The organism is Delftia sp. BGA-UO-ETr-SB1 (assembly GCF_059567865.1).
The window spans coordinates 355,777-369,727 of the sequence record NZ_JCAQOW010000006.1 but is presented as its reverse complement, the minus strand read 5'-3'; the positions used below and the strand labels follow the sequence as shown (position 1 = coordinate 369,727).

Here is a 13,951-nt window from a genome sequence, read left to right as displayed (position 1 = left end):
CTCATGGGGCATCTCATGGGGCAGGGGTGCCCAGGGCCTTGCTGGCCACGGCCAGGGCCTGTTTCTTCTGGGCCACCAGCACCAGCGGCCGGCCTTCGCGCGAGCGGACGACCTGCCAGTGCATGTTGGCCCACCAGCCCTGGCCGTCGGCCAGGCGCTGGGGCTGGTCGAAGGCCAGGACGGTGACGATGCCGCCCTTCTCGAAGAAGGTGGTCAGGTGGTAGGCGCGCGTGCCGTCGATGTCGCAGGGCCGCATCAGCTGGGTGTAGCCGGGCAGCTTCTCGCCGGCCGGCAGGTCCATGCGGCGCGCGACCTCGGCCTCGGGCATGAAGCTGCCGCGCAGCGTGCGCTCGTAGTACTCGTGCTCGATGGCGGCGCGCACCAGCTCGGGCGGGCGCATGGCGAACACGGCGGTGGCGGCCGAGCTGCCCACCAGCAACGCGGCGATCAGCCGGCGCACGCCGCTGCGCGCATGCCAGGGCGTGTGGCGCAGCAGATGGGCGGGGGGCTCGCCGTGCGGCCCGGGGTCGAAGGCCAGGGCCAGTTCGGCGCGTGCGCGCAGGTCGAATGCCGATTCGTCGGTCGTGTCCGGTGCAGTCATTTCAAGCCTTGTTATCGGGTGGCGCGCAGCGGGGTGGGGCGCAGCGGGATCACGCTGGCAGTCTCTGGAGCAGGCGCCGGGGCGGACTGCTCCAGCGCCGCCTTCAGCGCATCGCGGGCGCGTGACAGGCGCGACAGCACCGTGCCCGGCGCAATGTCCAGGGCCTCGGCCATCTGGGCCGTGGGCATGTCGTCGAAGTAATAGAGCACCAGCACTTCGCGGTGGATGGGCGCGATGCGCGCCAGCGCCTTGACCACGTCGAGCCGGTCGTCCAGCGCCGAAGGCGAGGGAGTGGGTGCGGGATGCTGGTCCAGCGCCTCGTCATCGCTGACCAGATGGGCCGATGGCGCAAGGTGCCGGAAGGCATGGCGGCGCATGATCTGGAACAGCCAGGCCCGTGCCATTGCGGCCTCGCGCAGCTGGTGGCGAAAGCGCCAGGCGCTGGTGAAGCAGTCCTGCACCACATCCTCGGCCAGCGCGCGCGAGCCGGTCAGTGCCCAGGCGCTGCGCAGCAGGAATCGGTAGTGCTCGCGCACCCACTGGTTGTAGCGCGACTCGGCGGTGGAGATCATGCGGCATAAGAGCACGCAGGGCGCCGCCGCATTCCATGGCCTGCCTATCGGCAAACCCTATATCGGATCAGCTATCGCGAAGAGGCGATGGTTCCCTGTCATTCCCTGGTCGGCCGCGATACAGCGCCTGTTCCGACCCTGTGGGCAGCGGAGCCGGCCTGCTGCCCGAAGAACCGTGCCGGAGGCATGCCCACCGTGCGGTGCACCATGGCGCTGAAGGCGCTGGGGCTGTAGCCCAGCTCGGCCGCGATCTGCTGTATGGGCAGGCCGCGCGCGGCCAGGCTCAGGCCGTGGGCCAGCACGACTTGCTGGCGCCAGGTGGTGAAGCTGCAGCCCAGCTGCTGCTGGAACAGCCGGGCCACGGTGCGCGGGCTGGCGCCGGTGTCGGCCGCCCAGTCGGCCAGGCTCTCGTGCTGGGTGGGGTCGGCCACCACGGCCTCGCAGAGCATGCGCAGCCGTTTGTCCTGGGGCATGTTCACGCCAAGGTGGACTTCGCTGGCCCGGCGAAGCTCTTCCAGCAGCAGGGCGCTCAGATGGTGCTCGCGCTGCAGGGTGGCGGCGTCGGGAGCGGGCTGGTCATCGCTTTGCTTGGGCAGGGCCGTGATCAGCTCGCGCATCAGCGGCGAAACCTCCAGCACGCGGCAGCGTGCCCAGTCCTGCGGGTTGCAGGCCACGCCGCAGGGCGGGAGGTCCGGCAGTACGGGGCCCTGGGCCGGATCGTCCTGCAGCACGTAGATGGAGACGAGATCGGCTTCCTCGACCATGGCCACGGCGTGGACCAGGCCGGGCGGAATCCACACGGCCTTGGACGGCGGTGCGATCAGTGTGCCCTGGGGGGCCGACAGGTGCAGCACGCCGTCCAGCGAGATGGCGATCTGTGCCCAGCTGTGGCTGTGCGGTATGACGCGCGTGCGTGCCGACAGGCGGTGCTGCTTGGCGCGCACGGGGCGCTGGGGCGTGGGCACGAACAGGTGCGGATGCAGGGCCTCGACCGGCTCCATTGGCCGGGCCCTGCGCACCGACCGCAGTGCGGCTGCGGGGCAGGCGCTGGGCAGGGTGTCGGCAGAAGGGTCGGCAAGGGTGTGGGCAGGGGTGCCGGGCGTGGAGACAGGCTTTGGCATGTTTGCGACAGAAGTTGGCAGACTATCGCATACAAGACGAAACGCTGCTGCCTAAGATGCGGCCCATGACCGCCTCTTCTTCTTCCATGCCGGACGCCGTGGCTCCGGACCCGCTGCGCAGCGATGTGCGCACCATCGGCCTGATCGGCCTGGCGCATGGTTCCTCGCATTTCTTCCACCTGCTGCTGCCGCCGCTGTTCCCGTGGCTGATCGCCGAGTTCGGCTACAGCTATGCCGAACTCAGCGTGATGGTGTCGCTGTTCTTCGTGGTCTCCGGCGTGGGACAGGCCATGGCCGGCTTTGCCGTGGACCGCTTCGGCGCGCGCCCCATTCTGTTTGCGGCGCTGGGCAGCTTCACCGTGGCGGGCGTGGTCGCCAGCCTGGCACAGGGCTATGGAATGCTGCTGCTGGCAGCCTTCTTCGCGGGCCTGGGCAATGCGCCCTTCCACCCGGTGGACTTCACCATCCTCAACAAGCGCGTGTCGGCCAAGCGCATCGGCCATGCGTTCTCGGTGCACGGCCTGTCGGGCAATATCGGCTGGGCGCTGGCGCCGCTGTTCATGGCGGGCATCACCACGGCCACGGGCTCGTGGCGCCTGGCCTGCCTGTGCGGCGCGGCCCTGGCCGCCGTCATCCTCACCATCATGGTGCTCAACCGCGAGGCGCTGGACGACCGTGCGGCCGATGCCCAGGCCCCCGCGGCGCGCGCCGCTGCGGCCGCCGCGCCGCAGGAGCATCCCATGGCCTTCCTGAAGCTGCCCTCGGTCTGGCTGTGCTTCTCGTTCTTCTTCTGGAGCACCTGCGCGCTCAGCGCCATCCAGAGCTTTGCCAGCCCCGCCATGCAGTCCATGTACGGACTGCCGCTGAGCGTGACGGCGCTGATCGTCACGGGCTACATGCTGTGCGGCGCGGCAGGCATGCTGGCCGGCGGCTTCCTCGTGGGCCGCGTGCAGCGGCTGGAGAAGGTGATCTCCATCTGCATGCTGGGCTCGGGCGTTGCGCTGTTCCTGGTCGGCACGGGCTGGCTGCCGGCCATGGCGGCCGTGGCCGTGGCCTCCATCGCGGGCCTGGGAACGGGCCTGGCCGGCCCCTCGCGCGACATGCTGATCAAGCGCGCCGCGCCCCCCGGCGCCACCGGTCGCGTCTACGGCACGGTGTATTCGGGCCTGGACCTGGGCTTTTGCCTGGCCGCGCCGGTGTTCGGCTACATGCTGGACCACGGCATGAGCCACGGCGTGTTCTACGGATCGGCCATTGCCCTGGTGCTGAGCGTGGTGTCGGCCGTGGTCGTGGGCGATGGCGTGAGCAAGAAGGGTGGCATGGCGCTGAGCGCGGGCTGATCCCGGGTCTCGCTCCCCACAAGGCCCCGCAGGCCAAGGCTTGCGGGGCCTTTGCTTTGGGCGGGGAGATGGACAAAACAGGCACGGCAATTGCGTGCGCCCTGCGCGGCGCCTGCTATCGTGCAGGCACAACTTTTTCAACACAGGAGACCTGTCCATGCGTTCCGCCTTCGCACCGCTTTCCCTCATGTTCCGCAGCGCCCCGCTGGCGCTGGCCCTTGCCGTGGCCGGCCTGTCCGGCAGTGCCCTGGCTGCGCCCAAGGCCGATATCCAGGCGCTGGCGCAAAAGCACCAGCAGCCCTTGCTGGACACGCTGCGCGACCTGGTGCACATCGAGTCGGGCAGCAAGGACATGGAGGGCGTGGAGCAGATCGCCAACTACGTGGCCGGCAAGCTGCGCGAGCAGGGCGGCAAGGTCGAGATCCTGCAGCCCACCGACGTCTACCGGCTGGGTGACACGCCCGAGAAGATCGGCCCCATGGTGCATGCCGAGTTCAAGGGCAAGGGCACCAGCCGCATCATGCTGATCGCCCACATGGACACGGTCTACCTGCGCGGCATGCTCAAGGACCAGCCGTTTCGCATCGACGGCGAGCGCGCCTACGGCCTGGGCATTGCCGACGACAAGCAGGGCGTGGCCCTGATCCTGCACACCGTGGCCATGCTGCGCCAGCTGGGCTTCGACAACTACGGCACGCTGACCGTGCTGATGAACAGCGACGAGGAAATCAGCTCGCCCGGCGCGCGCAGCACCATCACGCGCATGGGCGCCGAGCAAGATGCGGTCTTCTCGTTCGAAGGCGGCGGCACCGACGGGGGCGTGCGCCTGGCCACCAGCGGCATCGGCGCGGCCTACCTCAAGGTCGAGGGCAAGGCCTCGCACGCGGGCGCCAAGCCCGAGGACGGCGTGAACGCGCTGTACGAGCTGTCGCACCAGCTGCTGCAGATGAAGGACCTGTCCAAGCCCGAGACCGGCCTCAAGCTCAACTGGACCGTGGCCAAGGCCGGCACCAACCGCAACGTCATTCCCGCCGAGGCCACGGCCCAGGCCGACGCCCGCGCGCTGCGCGTGGCCGACTTCACGGCGCTGGAGCAGGCCATGCAGGCCAAGGTGGGCCACAAGCTGCTGGACGCCAGCAAGGTGCAGCTCAAGTTCGAAGTGCGCCGCCCGCCGCTGGAGGCCAACGAGGCCTCGCGCAGCCTGGCCAAACAGGCGCAGACCATCTACAGCGATGAGCTGGGCCTGAAGATGAGCGTGATGGAAAAGGCCACGGGCGGCGGCACCGACGCGGCGTTTGCGGCGCTCAAGGCCAAGGGAGCGGTCATCGAGGGCTTTGGCCTGAGCGGCTACGGCGCGCACTCCAATGATGCGGAGTATGTGCAGCTGAACACCATCGTGCCCCGCCTGTACCTGGCCACGCGCATGATCATGGATCTGTCGAAGTAGCCCCCACGCTCCCCTGCTTCGCATGGTCCGCTGCCCCTGGCCGGGCGCCCCCCGAGGGGGCCGCGTTTCGCCTTGGGGCGGCCCGGCGGCGAAACCTGGCGCACTCTGCAGATGGCGGGGTCAAAAAGCAAAAAAGGGCATGCCTTGCGGCATGCCCTGAAGGCGCATCGTGGAGCGCTCTTTGTCTCTTACTGGGAGCTGATGTTCTTGTCTTTCGCGATCTTGCTCCAGCGCGTGAAGTCGGCATTCAGGCGCGCCTTCATGGCCGCGCCGTCCTGGTAGGTGGCGATGGCGCCTGCGGCCAGCATCTTCTTTTGCAGCTCGGGCTCGGCCAGGATGAGCTTGAGCTCCTGGTTCAGGCGCTGGACCACGGCGGGCGGCGTGTTCAGCGGGGCGATCAGGCCGCCCCAGGTGTCGGCGTCGAAGCCGGGGAAGCCCTGCTCGGCCACCGACTTCACATTGGGCAGCAGCTGCTTGGCCTTTTGCGAGCTGACGGCAATGGCGCGCAGCTTGCCCGCCTGGATGTGGGGCAGGGCCGCGACCACGTCGGCGAACATCACGGCGATCTGGCCGCCGATCAGGTCGGTCACGGCCGGCGCGCTGCCGCGGTAGGGCACGTGCTGCATGTCGAAGCCGCCCAGGTCCTTGAGCTGCTCCATGGACAGGTGGCCGAAGCTGCCCGTGCCCGAGCTGGTGTAGTTCAGCGCCGGCTTGGCCTTCTTGGCGTGCTCGATCAGTTGCTGCAGGTTGGTCACGTCCGGCAGCTCGCGCGGGTTGATGACGATGGCCATGGGCAGGTCATAGACCGTGGCCACGGGCAGGAAGTCCTTGCGCACGTCGTACAGGTTGTTGTTGAACAGCATGGGCGCCAGCAGCGCGGGCATGCCGAACATGGACAGCGAGTAGCCGTCGGGCTGCGACTTGATGAAGGCCGCCGTGCCCACCGAGCCCGAGGCGCCAGGGCGGTTGTCGATGACGATGGTCTGGCCCAGGCGCTCGGTCAGGCGCTGGGCGACGATGCGCGCGGCCGTGTCGGTGGGGCCGCCGGGCGGGAAGGCCACGGTCAGCTTGATCAGCTTGTCGGGCCACTGGCTCTGGGCCCGGGCGGTGGGAGCCAGCGTGGCGATGGCGGTGGCGCAGGCGGCGGAAAGGATCTGGCGGCGCGAGGCCTGGAAGGGGGTGGAAGTCATATGTCTCCTCAAGCGGGAAGGGGTGGAAATGAGAGCCGTGGAGCGGTCTGGGTGGGAACGTCTGCGCGCTCTCAGATGATGTTTTTGGCGCGCAGTTCAGCGCGGGCCTGTTCGTCCAGGCCCAGGCGCTGCTGCAGCACCTCGTCGGTGTGTTCGCCCTGGTGCGGCGGCGGGCGGCGCACGGGCAGGCGCTGGCCGTCCAGCGCATAGGGCGGGGCCAGCACGGACTGGCTGCCGGCCTCGCTGTCCTCGAAGCGGTGCAGCAGGCCGGCGTCGGCCGTGCGCTGCGAGTTCAGGGCCTCGAACAGGCCCAGCACCTCGCCGCAGGGAATCTGTGCGGCCGTCAGGCATTCGAGCAACTGGGCGCGCGTGAAGCGCAGCAGCTCGGCCTGCACCAGCGGCATCAGCAGCTCGCGGTTTGCCGAGCGTGCGGTATTGGTGGCAAAGCGTTCGTCGGCGGCCCACTCGGGCTTGGCGATGACGTCGGTGCAAAAGCGCTGGAACTGGCCGTTGTTGCCCACGGTGATGACCAGCGGGCCGTCGGCCGCCTCGAACACGCCGTAGGGCACGATGGACGGATGGGCGTTGCCGAACTTGGGCGGGTCGCCGGCCTTGAGCAAGGCCTCCATGCCGTAGTAGCTGGTGATCATCAGGCCGCAGTCGTACAGGGCCATCTGCACATGGCGGCCGCGCCCGCTGCGCTCGCGCTCGTAGAGCGCGGCCAGGATGGCCTGGGCCGAGTACATGCCCGTGAACATGTCCACGGCGGCCACGCCGAACTTCAGCGGACCCTGGCCCTGCTCGCCGTTCATGGCCATGATGCCGGACTCGCCCTGCACCACCAGGTCGTAGCCGGGCCGCGTGGCCTCGGGGCCGCTGCGCGAGTAGCCCGAGATGGAGCAGTACACCAGGCGCGGGTTCAGCTGCGACAGCTGCTCGTAGCCCAGCCCCAGCTTCTCGGCGCCGCCGACCTTGAAGTTCTGGATGACCACGTCGCTGTCGGCCGCCAGCTCGCGTGCGATGCGCAGGCCCTCTTCGGCCTGCAGGTCCAGCGTGACCGAGCGCTTGTTGCGGTTGGCGCTGTTGAAGTAGGAGGTGTTGCGCTGGCCCACGCGCACGCCCCAGTCGCGCGTGTCGTCGCCGCGGCCCGGGTGCTCGACCTTGACGACATCGGCGCCCAGGTCGGCCAGCGCCATGGCGCACATGGGGCCGGCCAGCACGCGCGAAAGATCCAGGACGCGCACGCCGTCCAGCGGCAGGGAAGAGGGGAGAGCACTCATGCGAAACCTTGTCGAACCACGAAAACCGCAACGGGCCAGAGCCCGGGCAGGCCCGCATTCTTCATTCGTTTATGGACTTTGACAATCGTGCTAAAAAATGGACATTGTGTGTACTGAGGTTTGACAATGGATCTGGGCGGACTGTCCCTGCTGGTGGACATCATCGAAGCCGGCAACCTGAGCCGCGCCGCCGTGCGCCTGGGCATGAGCCGCGCCAACGTCAGCCACCGGCTCAACCAGTTCGAGCGCCAGATCGGCCAGCAGCTGCTGCGCCGCACCACGCGCCAGGTCGAGCCCACCGAGCTGGGCCTGCGCCTGTATGCCCATGGACGCGCGATACGCCAGGAAGCCATGGCGGCGGACGAGTCGGTGGACAGCCTGGGCCAGAGCCTGCAGGGCACCGTGCGGCTGAGCGTGCCCAGCGGCTATGGCCAGCTGCAGATGTCGGGCTGGCTGACGGAGTTCATGCGCATGCACCCGGGCATCACGCTGGAGGTGATCTTCGACAACGACATCGAGGACCTGATGCAGGGCGCGGTGGACTTCGCCGTGCGCGTGATGACCGAGCCGCCCGAAAGCCTGGTGGCCTGCAAGCTCGGCGATGTGCTCTACGAGGCCTGCGCCACGCCGCAGTTCCTGGCGCAGCATGGCCATCCCGACTCGCTGCTGGCGCTCAAGCGCGTGCCGCTGATCACCTCGGCGCTCACGGGCCAGAAGCTGCGCACGGCGGGCATGAACGGCGCCCGGCCCACCGAGCTGCGCATACGCCCGCGCCTGATGTCGCCCAACTTCCATTTCCTGCGCGATGCCGTGCTGCAGGGCCTGGGCGTGGCCGTGGTGCCGCGCTACATGGTGACGGCCGAGCTGGCCAGCGGCGCGCTTGAGCGCCTGCCGCTGCCGCCGGGCAGCCTGGACTTTCTGGCCACGCGCCAATACCTGCTGTACATGCCGTCCCACTACCAGACGCGGGCCATCACCACGCTGATCGACTTCCTGCGCGAGAAGGCCGCGGCGGAGGGACTCAGAGGCTGAAGATCTTGCCGGGGTTCAGGATGTTCTTCGGGTCCAGCGCCTGCTTGATGGAGCGCATCATCTGCACCGCGCCGTCGCCGGCTTCCTCGCGCAGGAAATCCATCTTGTGGATGCCCACGCCGTGCTCGCCCGTGCAGGTGCCGCCCAGCGCAATGGAGCGCGACACCAACTGGTGGTTGAGCTGCTCGGCGCGCGAGCGCTCGTCCTCGTTGTCCGGGTCGATCAGGTAGCCGAAGTGGAAGTTGCCGTCGCCCACGTGGCCGACGAGGAAGTAGGGAATGCCGCTGTCATCGGCCTCGCGCACCGAGTCCAGCAGCGCATCGGCCAGGCGGCTGATGGGCACGCAGGCATCGGTGGTGATGCAGCGGCAGCCGGGGCGGCTGGAGACGGCCGCGAAATAGGCGTTGTGGCGGGCCGTGAACAACCGCGTGCGGTCCTCGGGACGCTCGGCCCATTCGAAGGCGTTGCCGCCGAACTCGCCCGCAATGTCCTGCACCATCTCGGCCTGCTCCTTCACGCCCGTGGGCGAGCCGTGGAACTCCATCAGCAGCATGGGTTCCTCGCGCAGCGTGAGCTTGCTGTAGGCATTGACCATGCGCACCGAGTTCACGTCCACCAGCTCCACGCGGGCAATCGGCACGCCCATCTGGATAGTCTGGATCACCGTGCGAACGGCGGCCTCGATGCTGGGGAAGGAGCAGATGGCCGCGCTCACGGCCTCGGGCAGCGGGTACAGGCGCACCGTGATCTCGGTGACCACGCCCAGCGTGCCCTCGCTGCCCACGATCAGGCGCGTGAGGTCGTAGCCCGCGCTGCTTTTCTTGGCGCGCGTGCCGGTGCGCATCAACTCGCCGCTGGCCGTGACCAGTTCCAGCGCCAGCACGTTCTCGCGCATGGTGCCGTAGCGCACGGCATTGGTGCCGCTGGCGCGCGTGGCGGTCATGCCGCCGATGGAGGCATCGGCGCCGGGATCGATGGGGAAGAAGAAGCCCGTGTCCTTGATGGCATCGTTGAGCTGCTTGCGCGTGATGCCGGGCTGCACGGTGACCGTCAGGTCCTCGGTGTTGACCGAGAGAATGCGGTTCATGCGGCTCAGGTCCAGGCTGATGCCGCCCTCGACGGCCAGCAGATGGCCTTCGAGGGAGGATCCTGCGCCGTAGGGGATGACCGGCACGGCATGCTGGTCGGCCAGCTTCAGCGCGTCCTGCACGTCCTGCGTGCTTTCGGCAAAGACCACGGCCGCAGGCGGGGGCGCCTGGATGGCGCCCTCGTCGCGGCCGTGCTGTTCGCGCACCGCCAAAGCCGTGGAGCACTGGGCGCCGAAACGCTGGGCCAGGGCTTGGAGGAAGGCTTCGGGGATGGGGCGCTGAGCGAAGTCAGGCTGCAGGCGGACGGGGGCGACAGGGGCGTTCATCGGTGTTCTCCAGGGGGAACTGGAAAGAATACCACCGGCCCTGCCGCCCAACCGTGTGGGTCAGCCGCCAGGCATCCGGGTGTCAGCGCGGCTGGACAGCCTTGCTGAATTCATCGCGCGACAGCGATCCGTTCTTGTCGGCATCGATCTGCGCGAAATTGCTGCTCACGGCGGGCAGGGCCTCGGCCTCCTTCTTGCTCAGCTTGCCGTCCCGGTTGGTGTCGGCGCGGTCGAATGCGGCTTGCACCTCGTTGGCGCCGCCCGCTGGTGCTGCGGGTGCTGGCGCAGATTGCACGCCTGCTGCCGAGCCGCCGCCAAACGTCGGCTGCGGTGCCGTGGACGGAGCCTGCGCCATGGCAGTGACGCTGCCCAGCGAAATGGCCGCGAACAACATCACGCTGCGGATTTCAAAACCAGAGACTTTGCGCAGTTGAGAGGTCATGTGTCGAACTCCTTGTCGAACGTGGAACATGACTGCATTCCACCTGTTGCAGCGCAGCAGGGCCAGCACTTTTGCCGGCTGTTGCCTGCTACAACATTTGCGTGCCGCCTGTAACGCACAATTGGGTGTTGGGCCGTTACGGGTCCGGCTTTCCACCCCCGCACCGCCAAGGAGAACCCCCATGGGCAACCGTTTGACACAGATCGCCACGCGCACCGGAGACGACGGCAGCACGGGCCTGGGCGACAACACGCGCGTCTCCAAGAACAGCGGCCGCCCGCACGCCATGGGCGATGTGGACGAGCTCAATTCCCACATCGGCCTGCTGCTGTGCGAGGCCCTGCCCGACGACGTGCGCGAGCTGCTGGTCGATGTGCAGCACCAGCTGTTCAACCTCGGTGGCGAGCTGTCCATTCCCGGCTATGAACTGCTCAAGGACGATGCGCTGCTGCAGCTCGATGAAGCGCTGGCCCACTACAACGCGCAGCTGCCCCGGCTGCAGGAATTCATCCTGCCGGCCGGCAGCCGCGCCGCGGCCCAGGCCCATGTCTGCCGCACCGTGGCACGCCGCGCCGAGCGCATGGTGGTGGCGCTGGAGCAGGGCGAGGCCATGCGGCCCGCGCCGCGCCAATACCTGAACCGCCTGTCGGACCTGCTGTTCGTGCTGGCGCGCGTGCTCAACCGCATGGATGGCGGCGACGACGTCTACTGGAAGAGCGAGCGGATGGCCCGCGCGCAGTCCGCCGAAGAGTGAACCCGCGCTGAACCTGCGCTAATCCCGCGCCAATCCCGCGCCAATCCCGCGTTTAGGACGGCCCATGCGCCTGCGCCACATCGAGGTCTTCAATGCCGTCATGCAGACCGGCAGCGTCAGCGCTGCCGCACGGCTGATCAACATCACCCAGCCGGCTGTCAGCCGCACCCTGCAGCACGCGGAGCTGCAGCTGGGCTTTGCGCTGTTCCAGCGCGCACGCGGCCGGCTCACGCCCACCAATGAGGCGCTGGCGCTGTTCCCCCACATCGAGAAGCTGTTCGAGCAGCTCGACGAGGTCCAGCGCCTGGCCGACAACCTGCGCCATGGCCAGGCCGCGGACCGGCTCACCGTGCTCACCGTCTTCGCGCTCAGCCGCGAGGTACTGCCGCGCGCCGTGGCCGGATTTCGGCGCCGCCACCCCCAGGTGCAGGTCCATGTGCAGGCGCTGCACACGCCCCAGGTGGTCTCGGCCCTGCTGCTGCAGGAGGCCGACGTGGGCTTCGTCATCAGCTCCGTGGGCCAGCCCGCGCTGGAGCATGAACTGCTGGCCGAGGTGGACATGTTCTGCGTGCTGCCCAAGGGCCTGCTGCCGCCTTCGCGCGTGCGCGAAGAGGGCATGGAGCTCAAGGACCTGGCCGAGCTGCCCGTGGTCGCTCTCGATGCGCGCGACCCGCTGGGCATGCGCCTGGGCCAGGCCTGCCGCGAGCACGGCGTGGGCCTGTCGCCCGTGGTCACCGTGCAGACCTACCACGCGGCCCTGTCCATGGCCGAGTACGGCCTGGGCGCCGCCATCATGGACGGCTGCACCGCCCTGGCCGCCGACCGCCGCAAGGTCTATGTCGTGCCCCTGCTGCCGCGCATCACGGTGGGCGTCAATGCACTCAGCCTGCCCCAGCGGCCGGGGTCGGTGCTGGCGCGGGCAATGACCGAGGAAATGCGCAAGGCCTTGCGCGAGTTGCTGGCTGGTTGAGGCCGTTCATACAAGCATGCCTGCTGGACTGCGGCTGATGCGCCGTGGTCATTGGCACGATCGATTGTCAAATTCAACTGAATTCTCATGATCGATTGATTTGTTAATGAGAATTATTCACAATCATTACCCGGGATCTGACAACTGCATCGTCATGAAGGAGGGTCATGAGAAATTCAGGAGCTTTGCGTCCGCGCTGGCAGGTCGTTGCCTGGGCATGCGCTGCTCTTGCCTTTGCCGGCGGGCTGGCGCTCATCTTTTTTGCCGAACCAGCGCCTGAGGTCAGGCATGCACAGGTGAGTGCAACCAAGCCACCTGCGCAAGCTTCCGGGCCTGCTGCGCCAGCACCTGAAACTCCCGCTCCACCGGCGATCGCTTCCGTACCGGCGCCCGTGCCGGTGGCGCCCCCCACGGCACCTAGAGCCAAGGCGTTTCCTGCCGTTGTCGTGGATGCATCGGCGGAGATTCTGTACAACCGGCTTGCCCGCAGCGAGGTCACGCTGGACCAGGCCGGCGAAGTCGCCAAACTCCACAAGGCATTGGAGCGTTGCTGGATGGTGTCCCTCTACGGGCGCATGGCGCAGTGGGCTTCCCCGGCTTCCGATCCTGAAGGACATGCGATGGCCCAGACGCTGCTGCGTGAGGAAGGGGCCAAGGCGCGGCCCGGCTGCGGTGAGCTTCCCGAGGACGCATATGCCAGGGCAGATGAATGGACCGCCCTGCTAGCGGCCCAGGGCGATCCCCAGAGCATGATGAATTACGGGGGGGCCTACTGGACCCGTGATCTGGAGCATGTGATGAAGGACCCAGAGCGCCTCGACGAATTCCGGCGCACCACCCTGGCCTACCTCAATGCCCTGATCGACCGAGGCTATGTCGATGCGCTGATCATGATGGCCTCCATCCGATACAACCCCACATGGGGAGAGCCGCGGCCGGCCGAGGTATGGGCCTACTTATATGCCAATGCCAAAGCCAGCGGCGATGTGTCCTTGCAAGCCAATTTGCTTCAGAGCATAGACCAGCGGGTGCCGCCGGAAGGGCGCCAGCGTGCGACTGATATGGCTCAGGAGCTAGTGAGGAGATGCTGTGGTGGCTAGTCAGACAACATCAATCTCACCACGCCTCTCCGAAACGTGGCGCTCACTGGTGATCATCGCGCTTGCCGCACTGCTCATTGCCGCGAGTTGGCGTGGCGTATCCGACACCCAAGAAGATCCGCGCGGTTGGAACGATGCCGATATTGCTAAATTTATCTTGGGGACGGTCAACTCATCGTTGTCGATTGGACAATGGAAGCGTGGAGATACGGTGACCATCTGTCAGGCAGGATCCAGCAGATGCATTTTGGTGGTCTACGCCAACATAATGTCTCACGACGCTTGGCTTAAAGCGCGCGACACCGATTCACGGAATGCGCCGCCCGATGTTTCGCTCTGGGAGCGCTTTCTCAAGTGGTTTTTGGGTCGAGGCGGCGTGCCTTCAACGGTTTCGCTGGAGACGCTTATCGCGGAGTGGGGCGAAGTGCCGACAGGGACGGTCACGGTCGAACCACTCCGGCCTGATGACACCCTGACAAAGTGCACTGGTTGCCATGGTTCGGATTGGCAGCAAATAGCCCAGCGGCCGGCATGGGAGCCGTTGCGACGTGTGGAGGCGAGCGGTTGGCTTGCCTTGATTGGCGCCGCAGCCATGTCGGTGGATGCCCGACATGGCTGGTCCAAGGACGACTGGCAACTCGTACGGAGATTGAGCGGCGACATGACATAGGTGGCTGCGGGACCGGGT

Annotated in this window: 14 protein-coding genes; 7 read left to right on the top strand and 7 right to left on the bottom strand. The window is 67.6% G+C overall.

The window, feature by feature from the left end; translation table 11 throughout:
- Window positions 1–13: 13 nt before the first annotated feature.
- The 3 genes from AC57B5_RS20510 to AC57B5_RS20500 form a co-directional block, all read right to left on the bottom strand.
- Window positions 14–601: a hypothetical protein gene (locus tag AC57B5_RS20510; protein ID WP_012201996.1), complete on the bottom strand. Its 588-nt coding sequence runs from the start codon at window positions 599–601 to the stop codon at window positions 14–16.
- An 11-nt stretch (window positions 602–612) separates the two neighbouring features.
- A complete protein-coding gene (locus AC57B5_RS20505; RefSeq protein ID WP_496400236.1) occupies window positions 613–1,173 on the bottom strand; it encodes an RNA polymerase sigma factor in 561 nt (186 codons plus the stop codon).
- 98 nt (window positions 1,174–1,271) lie between these two features.
- Window positions 1,272–2,294 (bottom strand): AraC family transcriptional regulator, encoded by a 1,023-nt coding sequence (locus tag AC57B5_RS20500; protein WP_202757654.1) that lies wholly within the window; start codon window positions 2,292–2,294, stop codon window positions 1,272–1,274.
- Between the two features lie 65 nt (window positions 2,295–2,359).
- Between AC57B5_RS20500 and AC57B5_RS20495 the strand changes: the two genes are divergently transcribed.
- Entirely contained in the window at window positions 2,360–3,634 is a 1,275-nt protein-coding gene (locus AC57B5_RS20495; protein ID WP_496400235.1) for an MFS transporter, read from the top strand.
- A gap of 157 nt (window positions 3,635–3,791) precedes the next feature.
- Window positions 3,792–5,081 (top strand): M20/M25/M40 family metallo-hydrolase, encoded by a 1,290-nt coding sequence (locus AC57B5_RS20490; RefSeq protein ID WP_496400234.1) that lies wholly within the window; start codon window positions 3,792–3,794, stop codon window positions 5,079–5,081.
- Window positions 5,082–5,269: 188 nt separating this feature from the next.
- Here the strand turns inward: AC57B5_RS20490 and AC57B5_RS20485 are convergent, their stop codons facing one another.
- Together AC57B5_RS20485 and AC57B5_RS20480 are read right to left on the bottom strand one after the other, a co-directional pair.
- Entirely contained in the window at window positions 5,270–6,271 is a 1,002-nt protein-coding gene (locus AC57B5_RS20485) for a Bug family tripartite tricarboxylate transporter substrate binding protein (protein WP_071953946.1), read from the bottom strand.
- A gap of 71 nt (window positions 6,272–6,342) precedes the next feature.
- On the bottom strand, window positions 6,343–7,551 hold the full coding sequence (locus AC57B5_RS20480) for a CaiB/BaiF CoA transferase family protein (RefSeq protein WP_123694843.1): 1,209 nt from the start codon (window positions 7,549–7,551) through the stop codon (window positions 6,343–6,345).
- A 126-nt stretch (window positions 7,552–7,677) separates the two neighbouring features.
- Between AC57B5_RS20480 and AC57B5_RS20475 the strand changes: the two genes are divergently transcribed.
- Window positions 7,678–8,583, top strand: a complete 906-nt coding sequence (locus tag AC57B5_RS20475; RefSeq protein ID WP_353176650.1) for a LysR family transcriptional regulator — start codon at window positions 7,678–7,680, stop codon at window positions 8,581–8,583.
- On the opposite strand, the gene AC57B5_RS20470 is transcribed toward AC57B5_RS20475, so the two are convergent.
- On the bottom strand, window positions 8,573–9,997 hold the full coding sequence (locus AC57B5_RS20470) for an FAD-binding oxidoreductase (protein WP_013799978.1): 1,425 nt from the start codon (window positions 9,995–9,997) through the stop codon (window positions 8,573–8,575). The genes AC57B5_RS20475 and AC57B5_RS20470 overlap by 11 nt on opposite strands.
- 82 nt (window positions 9,998–10,079) lie before the next feature.
- Window positions 10,080–10,439: an EF-hand domain-containing protein gene (locus AC57B5_RS20465; protein WP_096914465.1), complete on the bottom strand. Its 360-nt coding sequence runs from the start codon at window positions 10,437–10,439 to the stop codon at window positions 10,080–10,082.
- Between the two features lie 181 nt (window positions 10,440–10,620).
- Between AC57B5_RS20465 and AC57B5_RS20460 the strand changes: the two genes are divergently transcribed.
- The 4 genes from AC57B5_RS20460 (at window position 10,621) to AC57B5_RS20445 (ending at window position 13,933) form a co-directional block, all read left to right on the top strand.
- A complete protein-coding gene (locus AC57B5_RS20460) occupies window positions 10,621–11,193 on the top strand; it encodes a cob(I)yrinic acid a,c-diamide adenosyltransferase (RefSeq protein ID WP_013799980.1) in 573 nt (190 codons plus the stop codon).
- 64 nt (window positions 11,194–11,257) lie between these two features.
- Window positions 11,258–12,163, top strand: a complete 906-nt coding sequence (locus tag AC57B5_RS20455; protein WP_310637950.1) for a LysR substrate-binding domain-containing protein — start codon at window positions 11,258–11,260, stop codon at window positions 12,161–12,163.
- Between the two features lie 167 nt (window positions 12,164–12,330).
- A complete protein-coding gene (locus AC57B5_RS20450; RefSeq protein ID WP_496400233.1) occupies window positions 12,331–13,263 on the top strand; it encodes a hypothetical protein in 933 nt (310 codons plus the stop codon).
- A gap of 49 nt (window positions 13,264–13,312) precedes the next feature.
- Window positions 13,313–13,933 (top strand): hypothetical protein, encoded by a 621-nt coding sequence (locus tag AC57B5_RS20445; RefSeq protein WP_496400232.1) that lies wholly within the window; start codon window positions 13,313–13,315, stop codon window positions 13,931–13,933.
- Window positions 13,934–13,951 lie beyond the last annotated feature (18 nt).

What these genes read in the sequence shown, in the direction of transcription:
- AC57B5_RS20510 (WP_012201996.1), bottom strand. Translation starts at nt 601, where the DNA reads ATGACTGCACCGGACACGACCGACGAATCGGCATTCGACCTGCGCGCA.
- AC57B5_RS20505 (WP_496400236.1), bottom strand. Translation starts at nt 1,173, where the DNA reads ATGATCTCCACCGCCGAGTCGCGCTACAACCAGTGGGTGCGCGAGCAC.
- AC57B5_RS20500 (WP_202757654.1), bottom strand. Translation starts at nt 2,294, where the DNA reads ATGCCAAAGCCTGTCTCCACGCCCGGCACCCCTGCCCACACCCTTGCC.
- AC57B5_RS20495 (WP_496400235.1), top strand. Translation starts at nt 2,360, where the DNA reads ATGACCGCCTCTTCTTCTTCCATGCCGGACGCCGTGGCTCCGGACCCG.
- AC57B5_RS20490 (WP_496400234.1), top strand. Translation starts at nt 3,792, where the DNA reads ATGCGTTCCGCCTTCGCACCGCTTTCCCTCATGTTCCGCAGCGCCCCG.
- AC57B5_RS20485 (WP_071953946.1), bottom strand. Translation starts at nt 6,271, where the DNA reads ATGACTTCCACCCCCTTCCAGGCCTCGCGCCGCCAGATCCTTTCCGCC.
- AC57B5_RS20480 (WP_123694843.1), bottom strand. Translation starts at nt 7,551, where the DNA reads ATGAGTGCTCTCCCCTCTTCCCTGCCGCTGGACGGCGTGCGCGTCCTG.
- AC57B5_RS20475 (WP_353176650.1), top strand. Translation starts at nt 7,678, where the DNA reads ATGGATCTGGGCGGACTGTCCCTGCTGGTGGACATCATCGAAGCCGGC.
- AC57B5_RS20470 (WP_013799978.1), bottom strand. Translation starts at nt 9,997, where the DNA reads ATGAACGCCCCTGTCGCCCCCGTCCGCCTGCAGCCTGACTTCGCTCAG.
- AC57B5_RS20465 (WP_096914465.1), bottom strand. Translation starts at nt 10,439, where the DNA reads ATGACCTCTCAACTGCGCAAAGTCTCTGGTTTTGAAATCCGCAGCGTG.
- AC57B5_RS20460 (WP_013799980.1), top strand. Translation starts at nt 10,621, where the DNA reads ATGGGCAACCGTTTGACACAGATCGCCACGCGCACCGGAGACGACGGC.
- AC57B5_RS20455 (WP_310637950.1), top strand. Translation starts at nt 11,258, where the DNA reads ATGCGCCTGCGCCACATCGAGGTCTTCAATGCCGTCATGCAGACCGGC.
- AC57B5_RS20450 (WP_496400233.1), top strand. Translation starts at nt 12,331, where the DNA reads ATGAGAAATTCAGGAGCTTTGCGTCCGCGCTGGCAGGTCGTTGCCTGG.